Origin of the sequence: Sunxiuqinia rutila (assembly GCF_050589705.1) — a bacterium.
Taxonomy (GTDB): Bacteria; Bacteroidota; Bacteroidia; order Bacteroidales; family Prolixibacteraceae; genus Sunxiuqinia; species Sunxiuqinia rutila.
The window spans coordinates 133,911-152,769 of record NZ_JBNGOT010000008.1; the positions used below are offsets into that span (position 1 = coordinate 133,911).

Consider the following 18,859-nt stretch of genomic DNA (forward strand, 5'->3'; position numbering starts at 1 on the left):
TTATTCGAAAGCCATGCCTCGCCAGCAGTCTAAAAATCTTTAATTTCTGTAAAGCCAAATTTTAAGCATGGAAAATAATTTTCCTTCATCCAATGGCTTAGACAAATAATCATTGGCTCCGTTTTTCAAGGCATTCTCATGATCTTCTTTCATGGCTTTAGCCGTTAGACAGATGATTGGAATATCTTTTATTTTGGGCGTGTTGCGAATAATGTGCATGGCCTGATACCCATCCATAACAGGCATCATCACATCCATCAAAATCAAGTCGACCTGAGGATCCTCTTGCAGCAAGTCGATGGCCACTTGCCCGTTTTCGGCATCAACCACTTCAATTTCCCGCTCTTCAAGAATTTGCCCCAACGCAAACACATTGCGAATATCATCGTCAACAACCATAATCTTTTTCCCTTTAAAAAGGGCTTCCTCATTGGTGATGGCCGGCTTCGTTTTCTTTCCCGGAATCTGTCTGGAAACCTGATGCAAAAACAAGGTTACTTCGTCCATCAACCGTTCATCGGATTTAATACCTTTCAAAATAATGGTGTCAGTATAGGCATTCAACTCACGCACTTCCTCCTGCGACATTTCTTTGCCGGTGTACACAATCACTTTCGGTATGGCAATTTTGTGCTCTTTCAGTTTTTCGAGCAACGCCTTGCCGGAGTAATCGGGCAAGCCCAAGTCCAGAATCACACAGTCGAAGGTCTCGCGGCTCAATAGATCGAATGCTTCGTGCGCCATTTCCACCTCACTGATTTCCAGGTCAAGATCAAACAGCATGGTTTTAATCACACTGCGCGTCACAGCATTATCTTCCACAATCAGCATTCGTTTTAGCGGAGACGCAAAATGGCTGTCAAGCGACTTTAATGCGTCAGCGAATTCTATGGTCTCAAGGGTTTTCAGCTCGCCTTGTTCTTCCGACTCGTTGTAGTCAATAGGCGTAATTACATGAACCGGCAGTTTCCCTAACAGCCGGTGTTTTTTCAGTTTTTGATAATCAGCATCGGCGGTGTTGGCAAACTCTACCGCCAACATAATGGCTTTGGGGTGAAATTTCTCCGCCAGAATAATTCCATCCGGAATATTAGCTGCGGCAATCACACGAAAATCTTTTGCCCGGGCTTGCTGTAAAAACTTCTCGGCTTGCGCTTTGGATGGGTGAATGACCAGAACGGTCTGCCCGTTCAGGGAATCATTTCGGTCATCGTCAATAAAAGGCGTAAGTATCGGATCCGAAATTGGGTGACTTACCGGAATTGTTTCTGATGCTTCCTGAATATTGGCCACTTTCGGCTGAGCAAATTTCACCGGCTCCGAAATGGCGTCCATTCCGGCATGAACAGGCAAATAGACGTAAAACACAGAGCCTTTGCCAACCTGGCTTTCCAACTGAATTTCGCCACCAAGCATGCGTATAAGTTCGCGCGAAATGGACAAGCCCAGCCCCGTTCCTCCAAATTTGCGGGAAATACTTCCGTCAGCCTGCTGAAACGCTTCGAAGATGGCCTCCAGCTTCTCTGCCGGAATCCCTACCCCACTGTCTGAGACCTGAATGCAGCAAGTGTTTTCTGGCTGAAGTTCGGCTGACCGGAACTGTGTTTGCGGACAACTCCCCATAAAATAAACCGCAACTTGCCCCTGGCTGGTAAACTTGAACGCATTGGAAAGCAGGTTTTTCAACACTTGCATTAAGCGATGCCTGTCAGTCCTGATTTCGTTGGGAAAGCCCGCCTCAATCAGCACCTCAAAAGCCAGTTTTTTATCTTCGGCTGTGGCCTTGAAACTCATCAACACTTCTTCCTTCAAATCAATCGTTTGAACGAAATCCATGTCAACAGTCATCTTGCCAGCCTCAATTTTCGACAAGTCCAGAACCTCGTTGATCAAGTGCAGCAAATCGGCTCCACTTTTGTGAATAATTTTGGCCGACTGAACCTGATCTTCCGTCAGGTTGCCTTTTTTATTGGCCGACAACAGACTCGATAAAATCAGCAGGCTGTTCAACGGTGTCCGCAGCTCATGCGACATGTTGGCTAAAAACTCGGACTTATACTGGCTGGCTAGCTGAAGCTCTTTGGCTTTGGCCTCCAGCTGATCATGAGTTTCTATCAACTCATTATTTTTTAAACTAATATCTTCTTTCTGAAGTTCCAACTGGCGGGTTCGCTCTTCCAATTCCTCGTTGGCCACCCGAAGTTCTTCCTGCTGTACCTGCAGCTTTTTCTCATTATCGGTCAACACCTTGGTATGTTCCAGCAGCTCCTCATTGGCCACCCGCAACTCTTCCTGCTGTACTTGCAGCTCACTAGCCTGATCCTGTGTCTTCTGCAGTAGTTCGTTGGTTTTTAACACATTCTCAGACAAATTGAGGTAGATGGCCAGAATTTTAGATGCCTGTTGCAGAAAATCCAGTTCCAATGACGTATAAGCGGTGAGCGAAGACAACTCCAGTGTTCCGATAAGTATTTCGTTGAAAAGCAGCGGAATCACCACCACCTGGCTGGGCTTAAACTGTCCCGAAGACGAGTAAGTGAGGTAAGATTCATCCGGGATATCATTCAGAATAACACGTTCTCCCGATGCAGCCACCTGACCAATAATTCCTTCGTTCAGTTTGATTTTGCTTTTCAGTTTCTGCGGATCGAATCCTGAGGAGCTGAGCAAGGTCAAAAACTTGTAATCCGGATCGTACATATGAATGCTCCCCAACTGAGAATGCAGGAACTCCATCAGAAAGGTAAGTGCTTTGGATGAAATTTCATCCGGTTGCTGGTTGCCCCGGAGTTTTTCATTGATTGAATTAATTCCGGCATTAAACCACGAATCCTTGGCTGTCCTTTCCTGCGCTTCCCGCAGTTCGTCCACCATCTTATTCAGCGCTTGGCTTAATTCATCTTTGGAAGACCGAGGAACAATCTGAGTGCTGTAATTGCCATTCGCCACGTTTTTGGTGTAGTTGATCACCTCACGAAATCCGTTTTGAATCTCCCTGAATGAGTTGGCCAGCTCACCAATCTCATTATTGGCTTGGATCGCCAGCTCGGCTGTGAGATCACCCTTGGCAATCTCTCCAAATTTTTCAACCATTTCTTGCACTGGCTTGGTTATAGAGCGACTAATCCACTCGGATGCCGCAAATACGATAACAACCAGCACTAGCACGATCAGCAAAATACCAGCCAACAACAAGTTATTTGCCATGGTATTTAAAGAAGAAATAGCTTGGGCAAAATCACCATAAAAGCCCCTCATTTGTGCCAAGTCGTCCGTAATTTCAGCTTTCGTTGCTTGGTCCGTGTTAAATCGGTAGGCCAACACTTCCTTTTGAATTTGCTCTCCCAGTTCATAGCCTCTTCGAGTGATTTGCTGAGCTTCATCCAACTTATCTGAATCAAGTGCCAATAGCAATTTAACCCGGCTTGCCATTAGTTCAGCATTTGCCCGGTCGCCCATATAAGCTTCCTGAAAATTCTGATAGATACTATCAACAAACTGGCTATTGGGTAAAAGAGCCAATTCATCGATACGACTGAAGTTATGGGACATTTGGTTCGCCAATTCCATTTTTCTAACTGCCTCATCCAACCACTCCTCGTCCTGTGAAAGCTGGTAGCGATAAAAATCCTCAATACCTTCATGAAAGGTATTGTTATGAACCCGCTCCAGGTTAATAATCAAATTGAGAGCCTTCCCTGTGTTGTAAAAATAGTCGGATACAAAGCCTAAAGCAATTAAACTTAGAATAGAAAAAAGACTCAGAAGCCGGAGTTTATTCCGAAGCTTCAGTCCATTGAAGTTAGCCATGGTCATTTTGGATTATTTTGGCCAAAAATAGAAAATGATTACTTAGCGGACCCATACTTTTTGAAATTGTTTGCACAATTTTACGCACGCAGTCAACTCCAATCGCAATCATATAGACAAATAAAAAAAGAACAATCCATTTCAAGCAGATCATTCTTCTTCATCAGAATAACTGATTCCCCTTTTAGGATTATCCAAACAAATGCAGGTATAGAGATTTTGAACGTGAAAATCAAAAGCGACCTCAATAAGATTCCTTTTAAGAAACAAAAAATCCCGCCTTCCAGCGGGATTTTTGTTTAGGCGTTGACCTTAGCCAACTTTTCTTTTAACAATCCGGGAATCTCGGAAGGCTCTTTGGCTACCGGCACGTTGGCCTTGGCAAAAGCCTTGATTTTTTCTTCGGCCGTTCCTGAGCCACTTGAAATAATAGCTCCGGCATGTCCCATTCGTTTTCCGGGTGGTGCGGTTTGTCCGGCAATAAACGATACCACCGGCTTGGTCATGTGTTTGGCAATGTACTCAGCAGCCTGCTCTTCGGCATCGCCACCAATCTCGCCAATCAACACCACGGCTTCGGTTTCAGGATCATTTTCATACATCTCCAGCAAATCAATATAGTACAAGCCGGCTACCGGGTCTCCCCCGATTCCAACAACCGTGCTCTGCCCCATATCATTTTTTGTCAACATATTGACCACCTCATAGGTCAAGGTGCCACTGCGCGACATCAACCCGATGTTTCCTTTTTTGAAGATCATGCCCGGCAAAATCCCAATCAGCGCCTCATCGGGCGTAATTAGTCCGGGGCAGTTGGGGCCAATTAACTTGGTTCCGTTGCGCTCAATGACTGAGGTTACCCGAATCATATCCTGAATAGGAACTCCTTCGGAGATCGCCACCACCAACTCAATGCCTGCGTAAGAAGCTTCCAGAATGGCATCGGCAGCAAAGGGGGCCGGCACAAAAATGATTGATGTATTGGCACCTGTTGCCTGGACAGCCTCAGCGACTGTATCAAAAACCGGAATGCCATCAACGACCTGACCGCCTTTCCCGGGCGATGTTCCGGCTACAATATTGGTTCCATATGCTTTCATACGGCCGGCGTGAAATTGTCCGTCACGGCCGGTTATTCCCTGCACCAGCAGTTTTGTATCTTTATTTACGAGAATACTCATGGTTTCGATTTTTTAAGATTCCTGAATTCGACTTAACTCAATCGCTTTTTTGGCCGCTTCACTCATGGTTTGCACAGTCGGCAATCCTTTTTCTTTCAGCAAAGCCAAACCTTCTTCGGCATTGGTTCCCGACAAACGCACCACAATAGGCATCTTGGATCCAATGGTGTCCAGCGCTTCGATCAAGCCACGCGCCACGTCATCGCAACGGGTAATTCCGCCAAAAATATTAATCATCACTGCCTTCACATTCTTGTCCGAAGTCAGGATATTCATGGCATCCACCACTTTTTGCGGGTTGGAACTTCCGCCAATATCCAGGAAGTTGGCTGGTTCGCCACCATAAAGCTTAATCATATCCATGGTAGCCATCGCCAGTCCTGCCCCATTTACCATACAGCCAATGTTGCCATCAAGCTTCACATAAGACAAGCCTTTTTCGTGAGCATCAATCTCTTTCAGCTCATCTTCATCGGCTTCGCGCATGGCTTCAATTTCCGGTTGACGATACAAGGCATTATCATCAAAATTCATCTTGCCATCAATGGCCCAAATCTTCTGATCGGGGGTTAGCACCAAAGGGTTGACTTCTGCAATAGTCGCATCGGTTTCTACAAACAGGGTGTATAGCTTTTGCATAATGTCGGCTGCCTTGCGGGCCAGTTTGACGTCGCCAAACAGCTTCATTCCAATGGCACGGGCCTGAAAATCGAGTAAGCCCGTCAAGGGATCAATGGGGAATTTATGGATCAGCTCCGGCGTATTCTTAGCCACTTCTTCAATTTCCACTCCCCCTTCGGCACTGGCCATCAGGGTGACCGACTTGGTATTCCGGTCATTGATCAGACCAACATAAAATTCCTTTTTAATGTCGACAGCATCAGCCAGCAAAACCTTCTCTACCGTAAAGCCTTTGATGTCCATCCCCAGAATTTGGCGAGCTGCATCTACGGCTTCCTGCTTGGTTTTAGCCAGTTTTACTCCGCCGGCTTTTCCGCGTCCGCCAACAAGCACCTGAGCTTTTACAACAACCATGTCGTCTTTCTTTGCCATTGCTTTTTCTACTTCCTCTACCGAATGGCAAAGCACATCGTTCGGTACCGGAAGGCCGTATTTCTTGAAGATTTCCCGGGCTTGATATTCGTGTATCTTCATAAAGTATTTATTAAAAAAGGTTAGAAAATTCTTGCTTGGTTTAAATGTATCAAAATATCCAGTGGCATGGAAGTACATCACTCATAGTCACTAGCTATTTTAAAACATATAAACACCCGCATTACTGAATTGTTTGTACAAAAGTTCCAAGACAAAACATCGCGACCCGGAGCATTATTTCGGTAGTATTTTTCATCAGAAGCCATCTGCCAGGCAGGGCAATAAGCCGTCAATAAGGAGTGGCAGCCCATAAAAGAAAGGGGTGTTAAGCCAACAGCAGTGCTGCCTCCAAGAGAAAGATGCCTATTGAAATGCCGTAAGGCTCCTTAAAAGTGTCAGGCTCATTGGCAAAAGCTAAAAATAACTGTAATTTTGGGCGCACAAATTTCAAGTGTTCTGTTTCATGAGCACTTCATGATAAAAAAACGCCAAAGCACAACATAGAAAAAATGAAAGAGGAAGTTATCAAACTGATTAAGCAGGAAGCCGATGCCATTGCCAACATTCCTGTTACCGACCAATATGAAGAAGCTATTCGGATTATTGAAAAATGTGTTCACCAAAAACAAGGTAAGCTGGTAGCCAGCGGAATGGGGAAAGCCGGACAAATTGCTTTAAACATTGCCACTACGTTTAGCTCAACCGGTACGCCGGCCGTATTTCTGCACCCGAGCGATGCGCAGCATGGCGACTTGGGAGTTGTTCAGCCCAACGATGTGTTGTTGTTAATTTCCAATTCCGGAAAAACCCGGGAGATTGTGGAACTGGTCAACCTGGCCGACAACCTGTATGAGAATATTCCGATTGTGGTAATTACCGGAAACCCTGACAGCGAACTGGCTCAACTGGCCGATGCCGTTCTTTTCACCGGCAACCCGGATGAAGTTTGTGCCTTGGGTTTAACGCCCAGCACATCCACCACAACCATGACCGTTATTGGTGATATTTTGGTGGTGCTGTTGATGAAAAAAATTGGATTTACAAACGAAGATTACGCCAAGCGTCACCACGGTGGCTACCTGGGGGACAAATCCCGCACACAGGCACGGCTTCTTCAAAATAAAAAATAGACCATGCGCATTACAAGAGAAAATACCGTAGGATTAGTGATCGACATTCAGGAACGACTGGTGCCAGCCATGGCTGAAAACGAAACACTGACCGCCCATTGTAAAATTTTGATTGAAGGGTTACAAACCCTTCAGATTCCCTTGCTTGTGACCCAGCAGTACACCAAAGGACTGGGAGAAACCATTCCGGAGATCAGCGCGCTCATTACCGACTTTAAACCGATTGAAAAGCGTGATTTCAGCTGCTGTGACGAAACAGCGGTGAGCGAACAGCTCCAAACACTGGAAGCCAAAAATGTTATCATCTGTGGCATTGAAAGCCATGTGTGCGTGTTGCAAACTGCCATTGACCTGAAAGAGTCGGGTTACAACCCGGTGGTGGTGATGGATTGTGTTTCATCCCGCTCGCTGGATAACGTTGACCTTGCTGCGGAACGCTTCCGCCACGAGGGTATTATGATGACTTCTTACGAATCCATTTTATTTGAATTGACCCGTTCTGCAGCTGCAGCTGAGTTCCGGACAATTTCAAAACTGGTTAAGTAAGCTCACAAAAAAGGTCTCTAAATAACAGAGCACGAATACATAAGCCGGAAGCATGCCTGTTTCCGGCTTTTTTTTAATAGCTAATTAACCTTCAGGTCGAGTCTGAATTTGTATTTTTAGCCTCATGGATAATAAACTAAACATTGGGTTTGACGCGAAAAGGGCGTTTCTGAATGATGCCGGACTGGGCCATTTCAGCCGGAACACCATTCTTTCGCTATCGGATTTCTACCCGAAAAACAACTATTTTCTTTTCACACCCGATGTTGATATTGAACGATTTCAGGCACCGGAAAGAGCCACCATCATTTACCCACAAGCCTGGTGGTCCATCCTCAAATCGTTATGGCGCACTTATAAAATTGCCGGACTAGCAGAAGCTGCCGGACTCGACATTTACCATGGCCTCAGCCACGAGCTTCCCCGGGGGATTGAACAAACCGGAATCAAATGTGTGGTCACCATGCACGATCTCATCTTTATGCGATTCCCGGAGTTCTACAACATGGCTGACCGAAAGATCTATCTTCGGAAGGTGCAGCACGCTTGCCAGGCAGCCGATAAAATCATCGCTATCAGTCAGCAAACCAAAAATGACCTGATTCAGTTTATCGGAGCTGATCCAGCCAAAATCAAGGTGATTTACCAGGCCATCAAGCCCATCTATTTCACCAAGTCCAGCAAACAGGAACTGCTGGAAACTCAAAAGAAACTGGCGCTTCCTCCGCATTTCATGCTTACGGTTGGCACCCTTGAAGCCCGGAAAAACCTGGCTTCCATTCTGAAAGCCCTCAACAAGCTAAACGCCCGAACGCCACTGGTCGTTATTGGTAAAAAAACCAATTACCTGAACCACTTAAAACCTTTGGTTCAGAAGCTGGGCGATCAGCTTATTTTCTTGCAGGAAGTCAATGATACCGACCTGAGCCGGCTTTACCAGCTGGCTGAACTAATGATTTACCCTTCGGTTTTTGAAGGATTTGGCCTCCCCATTGCCGAGGCACAGGCCTGTGGCTGCCCGGTGATTACCTCCAACATCAGCAGTATGCCCGAAGCAGGAGGTGATGGCGCGCACTACATTCATCCGAAAAAATACAAGGAAATCAGCGAGGCCATCCAGCAGATCAGTAAGGATAAAGCCTATCGTGATGTGCTGATTTTTAAAGGCCAGTTAAATGCCGAACGTTTTACCGGTAAGGCTTATGCCCAACAATTGATGACCCTTTATAAAGAATTAGACCATGCATAACGATCTTAAAAAAGCACTGGAAGTGCTGCAAAACGGGGGAATTATTCTGTACCCTACCGATACCATTTGGGGAATTGGCTGCGATGCCACCAACGAAGAAGCGGTGTCGCGTATTTACCAGCTCAAAAAACGGGAAGACTCCAAAAGCATGCTGGTGCTCATGGAGAACATTAATTTTTTGAGCCGCTATGTGGAAGAAGTCCCTGAAATCGCTTATGACCTGATTGAAGTGAGCGACAAGCCACTGACCATCATTTATCCGGGAGCCAAAAACCTGGCTAAAAACCTGGTGGCCGCCGATGGAAGCATTGGCATACGCTTGACTTCCGAGGATTTTACCCGCCAGCTGATTCAGCGTTTCAAAAAACCGCTGGTTTCTACTTCGGCCAATATCAGCGGCGAGGTTTCGCCCGCCTTTTTTGATGAAATTAGCCCGGAGATTATCGATGCAGTTGACTATGTGGTAGAATACCGACAGGATGACACCACTCCGAAAAGCCCGTCAAGCATTATAAGACTTGGAGTTGGTGGCGAAATAGATATTTTAAGGAAATAAGCTGTCCCCAAGGCTTCCATCCCTTCACAAAAGATGGAAGCCTTGGTCGACTTTCAACTTCCGAAAACCTGAACATCCAAAATTCCTTTCTCCCGATTCCTGGCTCCTGCCTCCACTCTCCTCTTTGCGCTTTCCGCTATGCTCTCTGCTATTTGCTATTTTGTATCTAGCATTGAAAAATCCAGAGTCTGAATATCCTTGTATCCGGCAACCTTTCTCCCGTTTCCCTTCTCCTCTTTCCTCTCCGCCCTCTGCTCTCCCCAACAGGCCGAATCTTGAGAGCTCAACAGAATAATTATCTTTGCACGCTTATGAAATTTTACCCCAATAATTATTTCAAATCATGCTCAAACAAATTACACTCTTTGCACTTGGTTGTATTTTATTTTCAGCCGCCCATGCAAACACAGCGTCAAGCGCTGATTCAACTTCAATGGCCCGACTAAAAGAAGTCGCCTCAACCATTCAGCTAAGCTCGCCTGCCAAAGGCGACCAATCGATTAACAACCCGAAAGTACCTTCCGATCTAAACCTAAAACTGGTTAGTTCCGATTGTCTTCCGGTAGTTGCAGCTGATGGTTCAATTGTTTCGCCACTGGTCGATACCAAAGTTCATCTTTACTATGTATTAAGCGACCAACAAGGCAATAAAACCGATGTGCCTTCCATTCCGGTACTTATTCCGGGACGCTACCAAAACACGGATCAATCAAATCCGAAACCCTTTGTGGTTCCCGCACTTCGCGAATGGCTGGGACACGAAGGAGAATTTCTTATTTCCGACAAAATGGAGCTTGCCGTAGATCCACAATACAAGTCGGAACTGCAGGAGGTAGCCGAAACACTGGCCGGCGATTACGCGGAACTCTTCGGTAAAAAAATGAAGATCCGCTACAAGCTTCCTAAGAAAGGCAACATCTTCCTTTCCCTCAACAACGAAGAAAAAACCATAGGCGATGAAGGCTATGTACTGGAGATTAAGGACTGGATAAGCCTAAAAGCCAACACCAGCCAAGGCTGTTTCTGGGGAACCAGAACACTGCTGCAGCTGTTGGAACAATCGGACCGTATTCCCAAAGGCCTTGCCCGCGACTACCCAAAATACGAACGCCGGGGCTTTATGCTCGATGTAGCCCGCAAATTTTTCACCACCGATTTTCTTCGCGATTACGTCAAATTCATGTCGTATTATAAAATGAATGAGTTTCAGATTCACCTGAACGACAACGGATTTAAACAGTTCTTCAACCACGACTGGGACAGCACCTATTCGGCTTTCCGCCTTGAAAGCACCACATTCCCCGGCCTTACCGCCAAAGACGGTCATTACAGTAAAAAAGAATTTATCGATCTGCAATTACTGGCTCAGCAATACGGCGTGAACATTGTCCCTGAGATTGATGCTCCGGCACACACCCTGGCCTTTTACCACTACAACCAGGAGTTGGGAAGCGAGGAATTTGGCCGCGACCACCTTGATCTTGACAATCCCAAAACCTATGAGTTCATGGATGCTCTTTTCAAGGAATACCTGGAGGGACCAAATCCGGTTTTCATTGGAAACGAGGTCCATATCGGAACCGATGAGTACTCCAATAAAGTAGCTGAAAAGTTCCGTGCCTTTACCGATCGGTACATTCGGTATGTGGAGTCGTTCGGGAAAAGAGCCCGTGTTTGGGGAGCTTTAACACACGCCAAAGGAAGCACGCCGGTTAAATCGGAGAATGTCATTATGGATGCCTGGTACAACGGTTACGCCAACCCGGCCGACATGATTGAACTGGGCTACGACCTGGTAAGCATTCCGGACGGACTGGTTTACATTGTTCCGGCTGCCGGCTATTACTACGACTACCTCAACGACCAATACCTTTATGAGAACTGGGAACCGGTTCAGATCGGGAAGGCAGTATTTCCGTTTGGACACCCGCAGATTTTAGGTGGAAAGTTTGCCGTTTGGAACGACCATGTTGGCAATGGTATTTCGGAAAAAGATGTGCATCATCGCGCACTGAATTCCATGAAAGTCTTGTCGCAAAAAATGTGGATGGGCAACAGCACCGCACTAAGCTTCGACCAGTTCCAGTCGAAAGCGACCAAGCTGAGCGAAGCACCCGGGGTTAACCTGGCAGGACAAGTAGCCTCGAAAAGCGAGCTGGTGCTACACTATACCTTCAACAACAAAAAAATTCAGGACCGGTCGGCCAATGCCTATCATGCCCGTGCCGGCAAACAATCCAAAACGGTTCCCAGCACAAACAGCCAGGCACTGCAGCTGTCCAAAGGATCGGTGGTTCAACTGCCCATTGATGAAATTGGCTACAACTACACGGTAAGCATGACCATCAAACGAGATCAGGCCCTGCCCGGAACCGTGCTTTTTGAATCACCCAACGCCAAACTTTGGTTGAGTGATGCTGAAACCGGCAAGCTGGCCTTCTCACGCGATGGGTACACCTTCAACTTTGACTACACGGTTCCGGAAAACGAATGGACCAACATAGTCATTGAAGGCGACCACAAAGGGACCTCTCTTTTTGTGAATGACCAACAACTGGAGCGCTTGGAAGGAAAAATGCAGGAATTCAACGAAGGGAAAGACAAAATGGCCTGCATCCAAACGCTGGTATTCCCACTCCGACACTTAGGCTCTGAAACGAACAAAGAAACCTTCCAGATTGATGAACTAAAGGTTTTCAACTGCAAGCTTTCTGAAAAAGAAACCAGCAAATAACTCATTTTCAATTACAAGCATCGAGGGCTTACCGCAAGGTTAAGCCCTCGTTTATTTTGGGCAGCTCTTCGCCATCCCATCATTCTCAAGTCCTGAAGGAGGACTGCCCAACAAACCATCTCTTCCCAACCTCTTCCGGGTGCAACAATTGCCTGACCGTACTCGTTTTAATGGATGACTAACCGAAGCACCGGGCTCTTAACACAACTGACAATGGATACAACTTACACACTCGACACTTATTTTAAAGACGGTATGCCTTGCTTACTATTCAATATGGAGGAACTCAACCACACCCCTCCCTACGACAATCGCTCGGCTCACCGGCACGCCTACTACGAAATATACCTGTATCAACAAGGGCAAGGCACACACACCATCGACTTTACAAGCTACAACTACCATCCCGGCTGTGTGTCGGTCGTGTTTCCCCATCAGACCCACCAATTCAACAGAAGTGCCGACGCACAAGGGCATGTCATCATGTTTAACGAAGAATTGTTTTGTTCCGAAATGCTTCGCAAAGAGCTACGGGCCTATTGTGTGGACTTAAAAAACAGGCTCAACTTCCTGAAGCTAAGCGAAAGTCAGTTTACCGAAATCCAACTCCTTTTCCAGCTCATCCAATCGCTTTTCAACGATTTGAATGTGCTGGGCAAAGAACAAATCAGGCATTTAATCAAGGTGATTTTGCTGAAACTGATGGACTACAGCAAGACCAAAGAACTGTCGCAACAGGAAACCTCCGAGTCAGACTTGTATTATGCCTTCTCCAATCTGGTCGACCTTCACTTTAAAGAGAAAAGGTTGGTGAGCGAATTTGCCGACCTGCTGGACGTAACCCCCAAAAAATTAAACGCCCTATCCAAAACCTATGGCGGAATCACGGCCTTGCAGGTCATTCACGAACGCATTTTTCAGGAAGCCAAACACCTGCTGGCCTTCTCCGGATTGACCCACAAGGAAATTGCCTACCAGCTCAAGTTTGACTCCCCCTCGGCCCTGAACAAGTTTATTCAGAAGAAAGCCGGATGCAGTCCCTCAGACTTGCAGAAACGCCTCACCCAAATTTATATCAAACAGCCCTAAATGTATATCGCCAGTCACTGACAGTCAGACTACTTTTGTATTCGAAAAAACAAGGGAACTCTTCCTCAATCGGAAATTCCCCAAACGAATAGATTAAAGTAGAAAGTAAGATGGCAAAATTTATTGTTCCCAAGGAGATTTACCATGGAATTGGAAGTCTCGAAAATGTAAAAGAATTAAAAGGTAAAAAAGCCGTGATTGTGATCGGCGGAAGCTCAGTAAAAAAGAATGGGGCCCTGCAGCGCACTCAGGCCTATTTAGCCGAAGCCAACATCAGCTCGGTTGTGTTTGAAGGTGTTGAAGCTGACCCCTCCATTGAAACCGTATTGAAAGGTGCTCAGTTTTTCAGCCAGGAACAACCGGATGTAATCATCGGGCTGGGAGGTTGCTCGGCCATTGATGCCGCGAAGACCATGTGGGTGTATTACGAGTACCCGGACTCGAAACTGGAAGAGCTGGCTCAGCCGTTTGCCGTAAAGCCCCTGCGCAACAAAGCAATCTTTGTCGCCATTCCAACAACCAGTGGAACCGGTACCGAAATTACCGGGCTGGCAGTGATTACCAACACCGAAAAAGGCACCAAACACCCCATTGTATCGCACGAGTTGACGCCTGATGTTGCCATTGTTGACGGAGAGCTTTGCAAGTCGATGCCAGCGCATGTAACCGCCAACACCGGTTTGGACGCGCTGAGCCATGCCGTGGAAGCGTATGTGTCGAACATTGCTGACCGCTACAACGACGCCTTGGCTAAAAACGCCACCGACCTGATCTTCAACTACCTGCCAACGGCCGTTAACGAGCCCCAAAATGAGGAAGCCCGCCAAGCTATGCACGACGCATCCTGTATGGCAGGCATGGCCTTCACCAACGTTTGGCTGGGCATTGTCCACGCCATGTCGCACCAACTGGGCGGCACCTTTGGCATTCCTCACGGGTGTGCCAATGCGATTCTGATGCCGAACGTTATTCGCTTCAACAGCCAGGTAACCGACAAGTACAACGACTTGGCTGCCGTATTGGGCAAAACAAATGCTGAAGAGTTGGCTCAGGAAATTGCCGCCCTGCGCAGCAAGGTAGGTACCATTTCATCCATCAAGGAGTATGGCATTGACGAACAAGCGTGGGCCGCACACTTGGATCAGCTAACCGAAAATGCCCTGAAAGATCCCTGTACCTTGTTTAATCCGCGGGTACCCAAGGCTGAAGAAATCAAAGCCATTTACCAGGCTTGTTTCGAAGGAACAGCAATCAACTTTTAAGCATTAAAAGAAAAAACGGATTCTTCCGTTTTTTCGGAAAAGGCTGCCCCCACGGGCGGCCTTTTTCATTGGTGATCCTAAACATCCGGCCAAAAAAAAAGGGCAACCTCTCATCCAGTTGTCCTTTTTCACCAAGGGAAGCACAGCAACTTGCTTAGCCCCGATCCAAAACCCGGTATTTAGCTATGCAGCCCCCGGCATCATCCCCATTTTTTAATCGCATTTTCAATGGCCGCACCGGCCTTGCCCAAGTCTTCCGGAGTCATTACCGGGTAAAAATCAATCTCCGCATGAAGCCACATAAAAAACGGCTCAGCCACTGCAGGCATTTGCGAAGCATCATCCATATTCACCACCACAAAACAGCCCCGGCTTCCGCAAAGGGTTGTAAAATAAGCAGCTTCCGCTTTCACTTCGGCCAAAAGCGCTTTCATCTTTTCGCCGAACTTAGGGTCTTTCAACAGGTCGTTGCTACTCGCGGCTGTGGGCCACTTCACGCGCATGACATACTTCATAAATTGCTCCTTTCTTTTTTGGGAAATTACTGGTATTGAATACTCAGGCAGCACACTTCTGCAACGAACAGGATTCGGAAAAGCAAGTAGAACCACCTCTTGAAAGCTTACCCTCCCTTTCCGAAAAAGTTACATGCCGGCAAGCTGCTTTCACCCAACAGCCCTTCCCTGTAAGCCCTTGAGGCGTCCTGTAAGCATCCAGGGCGACCTGTTGTCATTTATGCCTCCCTGCGCCCTTGCCCCCTTCCCTGCTACGCAGGATTACGAAATCTGACTGCAGGGCCCGAAAAAACCCTGCAGGATTGCATAAAAAGCGTGCAGGACAACAAAAAAGGGCACAGGATCAGAAAAAAACCTACAGGACAACCAGAAAAGCTACAGGACGGCTAAATATTCCACAGGGCCCCAACACGCTCTACAGCATAAAAAACATAATCCAACTTATCGTTTTGTTTTGCTAACTTACTTGGATTTATTGACTATTATGATAAATCAGAATCCTAAATAGACTGCCAGACCTATGCTTTATTGCACAAAAACAACTATTTTTAGGGGAAACAACGATCCCATGACAACGAACATCAGCCTGGAAGACTTGGGCTATAAGGCAAGCATCGAAGAATTACGGAAAGCCAATCAGTTGGAGGATTTTGAAATCGGACGGGTGATTGCCGAACACAAGGAACGCTACCTGGTGAAAACCGCAACGTGCGATTTCGAAGCCGAGGTGACCGGCAACTTACGGTTTTCGGCCCAGGGTCGGGAGGACTTTCCTGCCGTTGGCGACTGGGTGGCCTTAATCAACTACGATACCAATCTGGCCTTTATTCACAGCATCCTGCCCCGCCAATCGGTACTTGCCAGGCAAGCCGTTGGGAAGTTTGGCGAAAAACAGCTCATTGCCACCAACATCGACTTTGCTTTTTTGGTGCAGGCCGTCGACCGCGATTTCAACATCAACCGGCTGGAGCGCTACCTGACCATCTGCCACTCGTCAAATGTCAGCCCAATCATCGTGCTGACCAAAACCGATTTAATCGCCCCGCCAAGGCTACAGGAAATTGAGGGAAGCGTAAAACGCCGGATTAAAAACAGCCCCATCCTGGCCATCAGCAACGAAACCATGGCGGGTTATGACTCACTAACGGGAATTTTGGAAAAAGGAAAAACCTATTGTTTGCTGGGTTCTTCGGGCGTTGGCAAGTCCACACTGATGAACAAGCTGTCGGGCAGGCCCCTCATGAAGACCAGCTCCATCAGCACAAGTACCCATAAAGGGCGGCATGTTACTACCCACCGCGAACTGATTATTCTCCCCGGCGGAGGAATCCTTATTGACAACCCAGGCATGCGGGAAATCGGAATCACCGACGCTGCCCAAGCTTTGGAAGCGACCTTCGACGAGATTGTGCATCTTGCGCAGCAATGCAAATTCGGCGATTGCACCCACACTTCAGAAAAAGGCTGCGCCGTTACCGAAGCCGTCAAACAAGGAAAACTGGATGAACAGGCCTATGAAAATTTCCTGAAGATGGAACGGGAGCAAGCGCATTTTGACCTTTCGGTTTCCGAAAAACGCAAAAAGGATAAAGCCTTTGGAAAAATGATTAAGAACGTTAAAACCGACATGCAAAAGTTAAGCGCCAAACACCACGAACCCACCAAAAAATAGCGCACACGTTCACCCCAGGCAACATCCGTGCATTCCTCCCGGCCCGAACTCTTAATTTTTTGGTAATGCTGGACTTAAGGGCGTTCATTAGAATTTGGCTACTTTTGCTGCTCATTTTAGAAAGCACATTAACATGACAGCAAAAATAGAAGTAAGCCCGGAGATTAAAGGACTGATTTTTGACCTGGATGGTACCATCTCCGATACCATGCCAATTCATTACATCGCTTGGAGAAATGCGGCAGCCCGCTACGGCATCGATTTTACCACCGAGCTGTTTGAGCAGCTGGCCGGCATTCCGCTCTACCCAACTGTTGAAAAGCTGAATGAGCTCTTCAACAAAAACATCGATCCCCGGGAAATGGGCGATGCCAAAGAACAGGAATACGAAGACAACATGCACCAAGCGCGTCCGGTAGAACCGGTAATGGAAGTAATCCGTCGCTATCATGGCCAATTGCCCATGGCTGTTGGAACCGGTGGTGGCCGCCAAATTTCGCAAAAAGCCATGCGCCTGGTGGGTGTCGATCAATACATCAATAAACTGGTTTCGGCCGACGATGTTACTCACCACAAACCCCACCCGGAAACCTTTTTGAAATGTGCCGAGCTGATTGGTATTGATCCCAAAGACTGCCTCGTATTTGAAGATGGCGTACTGGGAATTCAAGCCGCCCAAACCGCCGGCATGCACGTAGTGGACGTCACCCAATACTACCAGGTAACCATTGGACAGGAGTAGTTGATTGGGAGGAAGAAGAGCGTGGGGCAAAAAGCATGGAGCAGAGGGCAGAGTGCATGGAGCAAAGCGTTAAGATTGAAGACGAACGTTCCAACCACTGTTCACTGATCACCGTTCACCGTTCACCGATCACCAGTAAAGAGTGCAAAGAGCAGGGAGCAGAGAACGATGCCAACTCAGGAACTTTTGAAGACAGGAACTCAACTCCAGGCAGATTGATTAACTTTAGGGGCAAATCCGTTTATCAATAACCAGACATTCAAACAACGCCAACGATGAAATCAAAACTTATTCTACTTGCTCTTGTCGTCCTTGTCATTAGTGCCTGTCAACCTAACCCGCTGACCAAAAGGGCAACCCTTGTTTTCTACAATGTTGAAAACCTGTTTGACACCATCAATGATCCGGGCATTAACGATGAAGAGTTTTTGCCGGATGCGGAGAAAAAGTGGAATAGCGAACGATACACGAAAAAACTGGAAGACCTAAGCCGGGTGCTTGGGGCGGTTAACCCCGAAGAACTTCCTGAAATTATTGGTCTGTGCGAAGTTGAAAATCGTCAGGTGGTTGAAGATTTGGCGGCAACAGTTCCGCTGGCTGAGGGCAAATACCAAACAGTTCATATCGACAGTCCCGACAAGCGCGGCATTGATGTGGCCCTGCTTTTCAGAAGAGGTGCATTTAAACTGATTCATCACGAAGCCCTGCCCGTTGATCCGGGCTTCGAAACCCGGGACATCCTTCACGTATATGGCAAGCTGGGAAAGGATAAAATACACCTGTTTGTCAATCACTGGCCTTCGCGCTGGGGTGGACTAAAAAAATCGCAGCCCAACCGGCTGGTCGCTGCGCAAACGCTCAAAACCAAAGTGGACGAGCTGTTGGCTGCTGACCCCGAAGCCAAGATTATCATTATGGGCGATATGAATGACGAGCCAGACAACAAAAGCCTGGCCGAAGTGCTGAATGCCCGGGCGCCCAACACTCAGGCCGAACTCTATAACCTGATGATTCCACTGGATGAACAGCAAAAAGGGAGTTATTTCTACCGCGGCAACTGGAACATGTTGGACAACCTGGTTGTTTCAGCTTCGGTACTTCGCGGAAAAGGATTTATTGTTACCGACCAGCTGGGACAAGTTTTTCAGCAGGAATGGATGGAATACCGGAACAAGAACGGACAGGTATCGCCCAACCGGACCTACGGTGGCCCCAACTATTACGGCGGCATTTCCGACCACTTTCCGGTTTATCTTCAACTGAACTGGCAATAGCCAA

The 18,859-nt window shown here is 47.2% G+C and carries 15 protein-coding genes; 11 read left to right on the forward strand and 4 right to left on the reverse strand.

The features are described from left to right. Positions 1-39: 39 nt before the first annotated feature. The 3 genes from ACRD6K_RS11915 to sucC all read right to left on the reverse strand — a co-directional run bounded on the left by ACRD6K_RS11915 (position 40) and on the right by sucC (position 6,146). Positions 40-3,816 carry a GAF domain-containing hybrid sensor histidine kinase/response regulator gene (locus ACRD6K_RS11915; RefSeq protein ID WP_430973429.1) on the reverse strand — a complete coding sequence of 1,259 codons (3,777 nt, stop codon included), beginning with the start codon at positions 3,814-3,816 and terminating at the stop codon, positions 40-42. A gap of 293 nt (positions 3,817-4,109) precedes the next feature. Further along, the gene (sucD, locus tag ACRD6K_RS11920) at positions 4,110-4,991 is read right to left on the reverse strand and encodes a succinate--CoA ligase subunit alpha (RefSeq protein ID WP_430973430.1); all 882 of its coding nucleotides are present in this window, start codon (positions 4,989-4,991) and stop codon (positions 4,110-4,112) included. Between the two features lie 12 nt (positions 4,992-5,003). Beyond that, positions 5,004-6,146, reverse strand: a complete 1,143-nt coding sequence (sucC, locus tag ACRD6K_RS11925; RefSeq protein ID WP_430973431.1) for an ADP-forming succinate--CoA ligase subunit beta — start codon at positions 6,144-6,146, stop codon at positions 5,004-5,006. Positions 6,147-6,595: 449 nt separating this feature from the next. Here sucC and ACRD6K_RS11930 point away from each other — a divergent pair, with 449 nt between their 5' ends. The 7 genes from ACRD6K_RS11930 (at position 6,596) to ACRD6K_RS11960 (ending at position 14,652) form a co-directional block, all read left to right on the forward strand. Continuing rightward, positions 6,596-7,216: an SIS domain-containing protein gene (locus ACRD6K_RS11930; RefSeq protein ID WP_430973432.1), complete on the forward strand. Its 621-nt coding sequence runs from the start codon at positions 6,596-6,598 to the stop codon at positions 7,214-7,216. Positions 7,217-7,219: 3 nt separating this feature from the next. Beyond that, on the forward strand, positions 7,220-7,762 hold the full coding sequence (locus ACRD6K_RS11935) for an isochorismatase family protein (protein WP_299579479.1): 543 nt from the start codon (positions 7,220-7,222) through the stop codon (positions 7,760-7,762). A 124-nt stretch (positions 7,763-7,886) separates the two neighbouring features. Continuing rightward, a complete protein-coding gene (locus ACRD6K_RS11940) occupies positions 7,887-9,011 on the forward strand; it encodes a glycosyltransferase family 4 protein (RefSeq protein ID WP_430973433.1) in 1,125 nt (374 codons plus the stop codon). Continuing rightward, positions 9,004-9,567: an L-threonylcarbamoyladenylate synthase gene (locus tag ACRD6K_RS11945; RefSeq protein ID WP_430973434.1), complete on the forward strand. Its 564-nt coding sequence runs from the start codon at positions 9,004-9,006 to the stop codon at positions 9,565-9,567. Before ACRD6K_RS11940 ends, ACRD6K_RS11945 begins: the two co-directional genes overlap by 8 nt. A 433-nt stretch (positions 9,568-10,000) precedes the next feature. Beyond that, positions 10,001-12,301: a family 20 glycosylhydrolase gene (locus ACRD6K_RS11950; RefSeq protein ID WP_430973435.1), complete on the forward strand. Its 2,301-nt coding sequence runs from the start codon at positions 10,001-10,003 to the stop codon at positions 12,299-12,301. 213 nt (positions 12,302-12,514) lie between these two features. Beyond that, the gene (locus tag ACRD6K_RS11955) at positions 12,515-13,390 is read left to right on the forward strand and encodes an AraC family transcriptional regulator (protein ID WP_430973436.1); all 876 of its coding nucleotides are present in this window, start codon (positions 12,515-12,517) and stop codon (positions 13,388-13,390) included. A gap of 110 nt (positions 13,391-13,500) precedes the next feature. After that, complete coding sequence (locus ACRD6K_RS11960) at positions 13,501-14,652, forward strand: iron-containing alcohol dehydrogenase (protein ID WP_430973437.1); 1,152 nt, start codon at positions 13,501-13,503, stop codon at positions 14,650-14,652. A gap of 200 nt (positions 14,653-14,852) precedes the next feature. Here the strand turns inward: ACRD6K_RS11960 and ACRD6K_RS11965 are convergent, their stop codons facing one another. Continuing rightward, the gene (locus ACRD6K_RS11965) at positions 14,853-15,167 is read right to left on the reverse strand and encodes a DUF3303 domain-containing protein (RefSeq protein ID WP_299579496.1); all 315 of its coding nucleotides are present in this window, start codon (positions 15,165-15,167) and stop codon (positions 14,853-14,855) included. 568 nt (positions 15,168-15,735) lie between these two features. Between ACRD6K_RS11965 and rsgA the strand changes: the two genes are divergently transcribed. The 4 genes from rsgA (at position 15,736) to ACRD6K_RS11985 (ending at position 18,855) form a co-directional block, all read left to right on the forward strand. Further along, the gene (gene rsgA, locus ACRD6K_RS11970; protein WP_430973438.1) at positions 15,736-16,839 is read left to right on the forward strand and encodes a ribosome small subunit-dependent GTPase A; all 1,104 of its coding nucleotides are present in this window, start codon (positions 15,736-15,738) and stop codon (positions 16,837-16,839) included. Positions 16,840-16,972: 133 nt separating this feature from the next. Beyond that, entirely contained in the window at positions 16,973-17,581 is a 609-nt protein-coding gene (locus ACRD6K_RS11975) for an HAD family hydrolase (RefSeq protein WP_430973439.1), read from the forward strand. Between the two features lie 35 nt (positions 17,582-17,616). Then, positions 17,617-17,832: a hypothetical protein gene (locus tag ACRD6K_RS11980; RefSeq protein ID WP_430973440.1), complete on the forward strand. Its 216-nt coding sequence runs from the start codon at positions 17,617-17,619 to the stop codon at positions 17,830-17,832. A 24-nt stretch (positions 17,833-17,856) separates the two neighbouring features. Then, positions 17,857-18,855: an endonuclease/exonuclease/phosphatase family protein gene (locus ACRD6K_RS11985; RefSeq protein WP_430973441.1), complete on the forward strand. Its 999-nt coding sequence runs from the start codon at positions 17,857-17,859 to the stop codon at positions 18,853-18,855. Positions 18,856-18,859 lie beyond the last annotated feature (4 nt).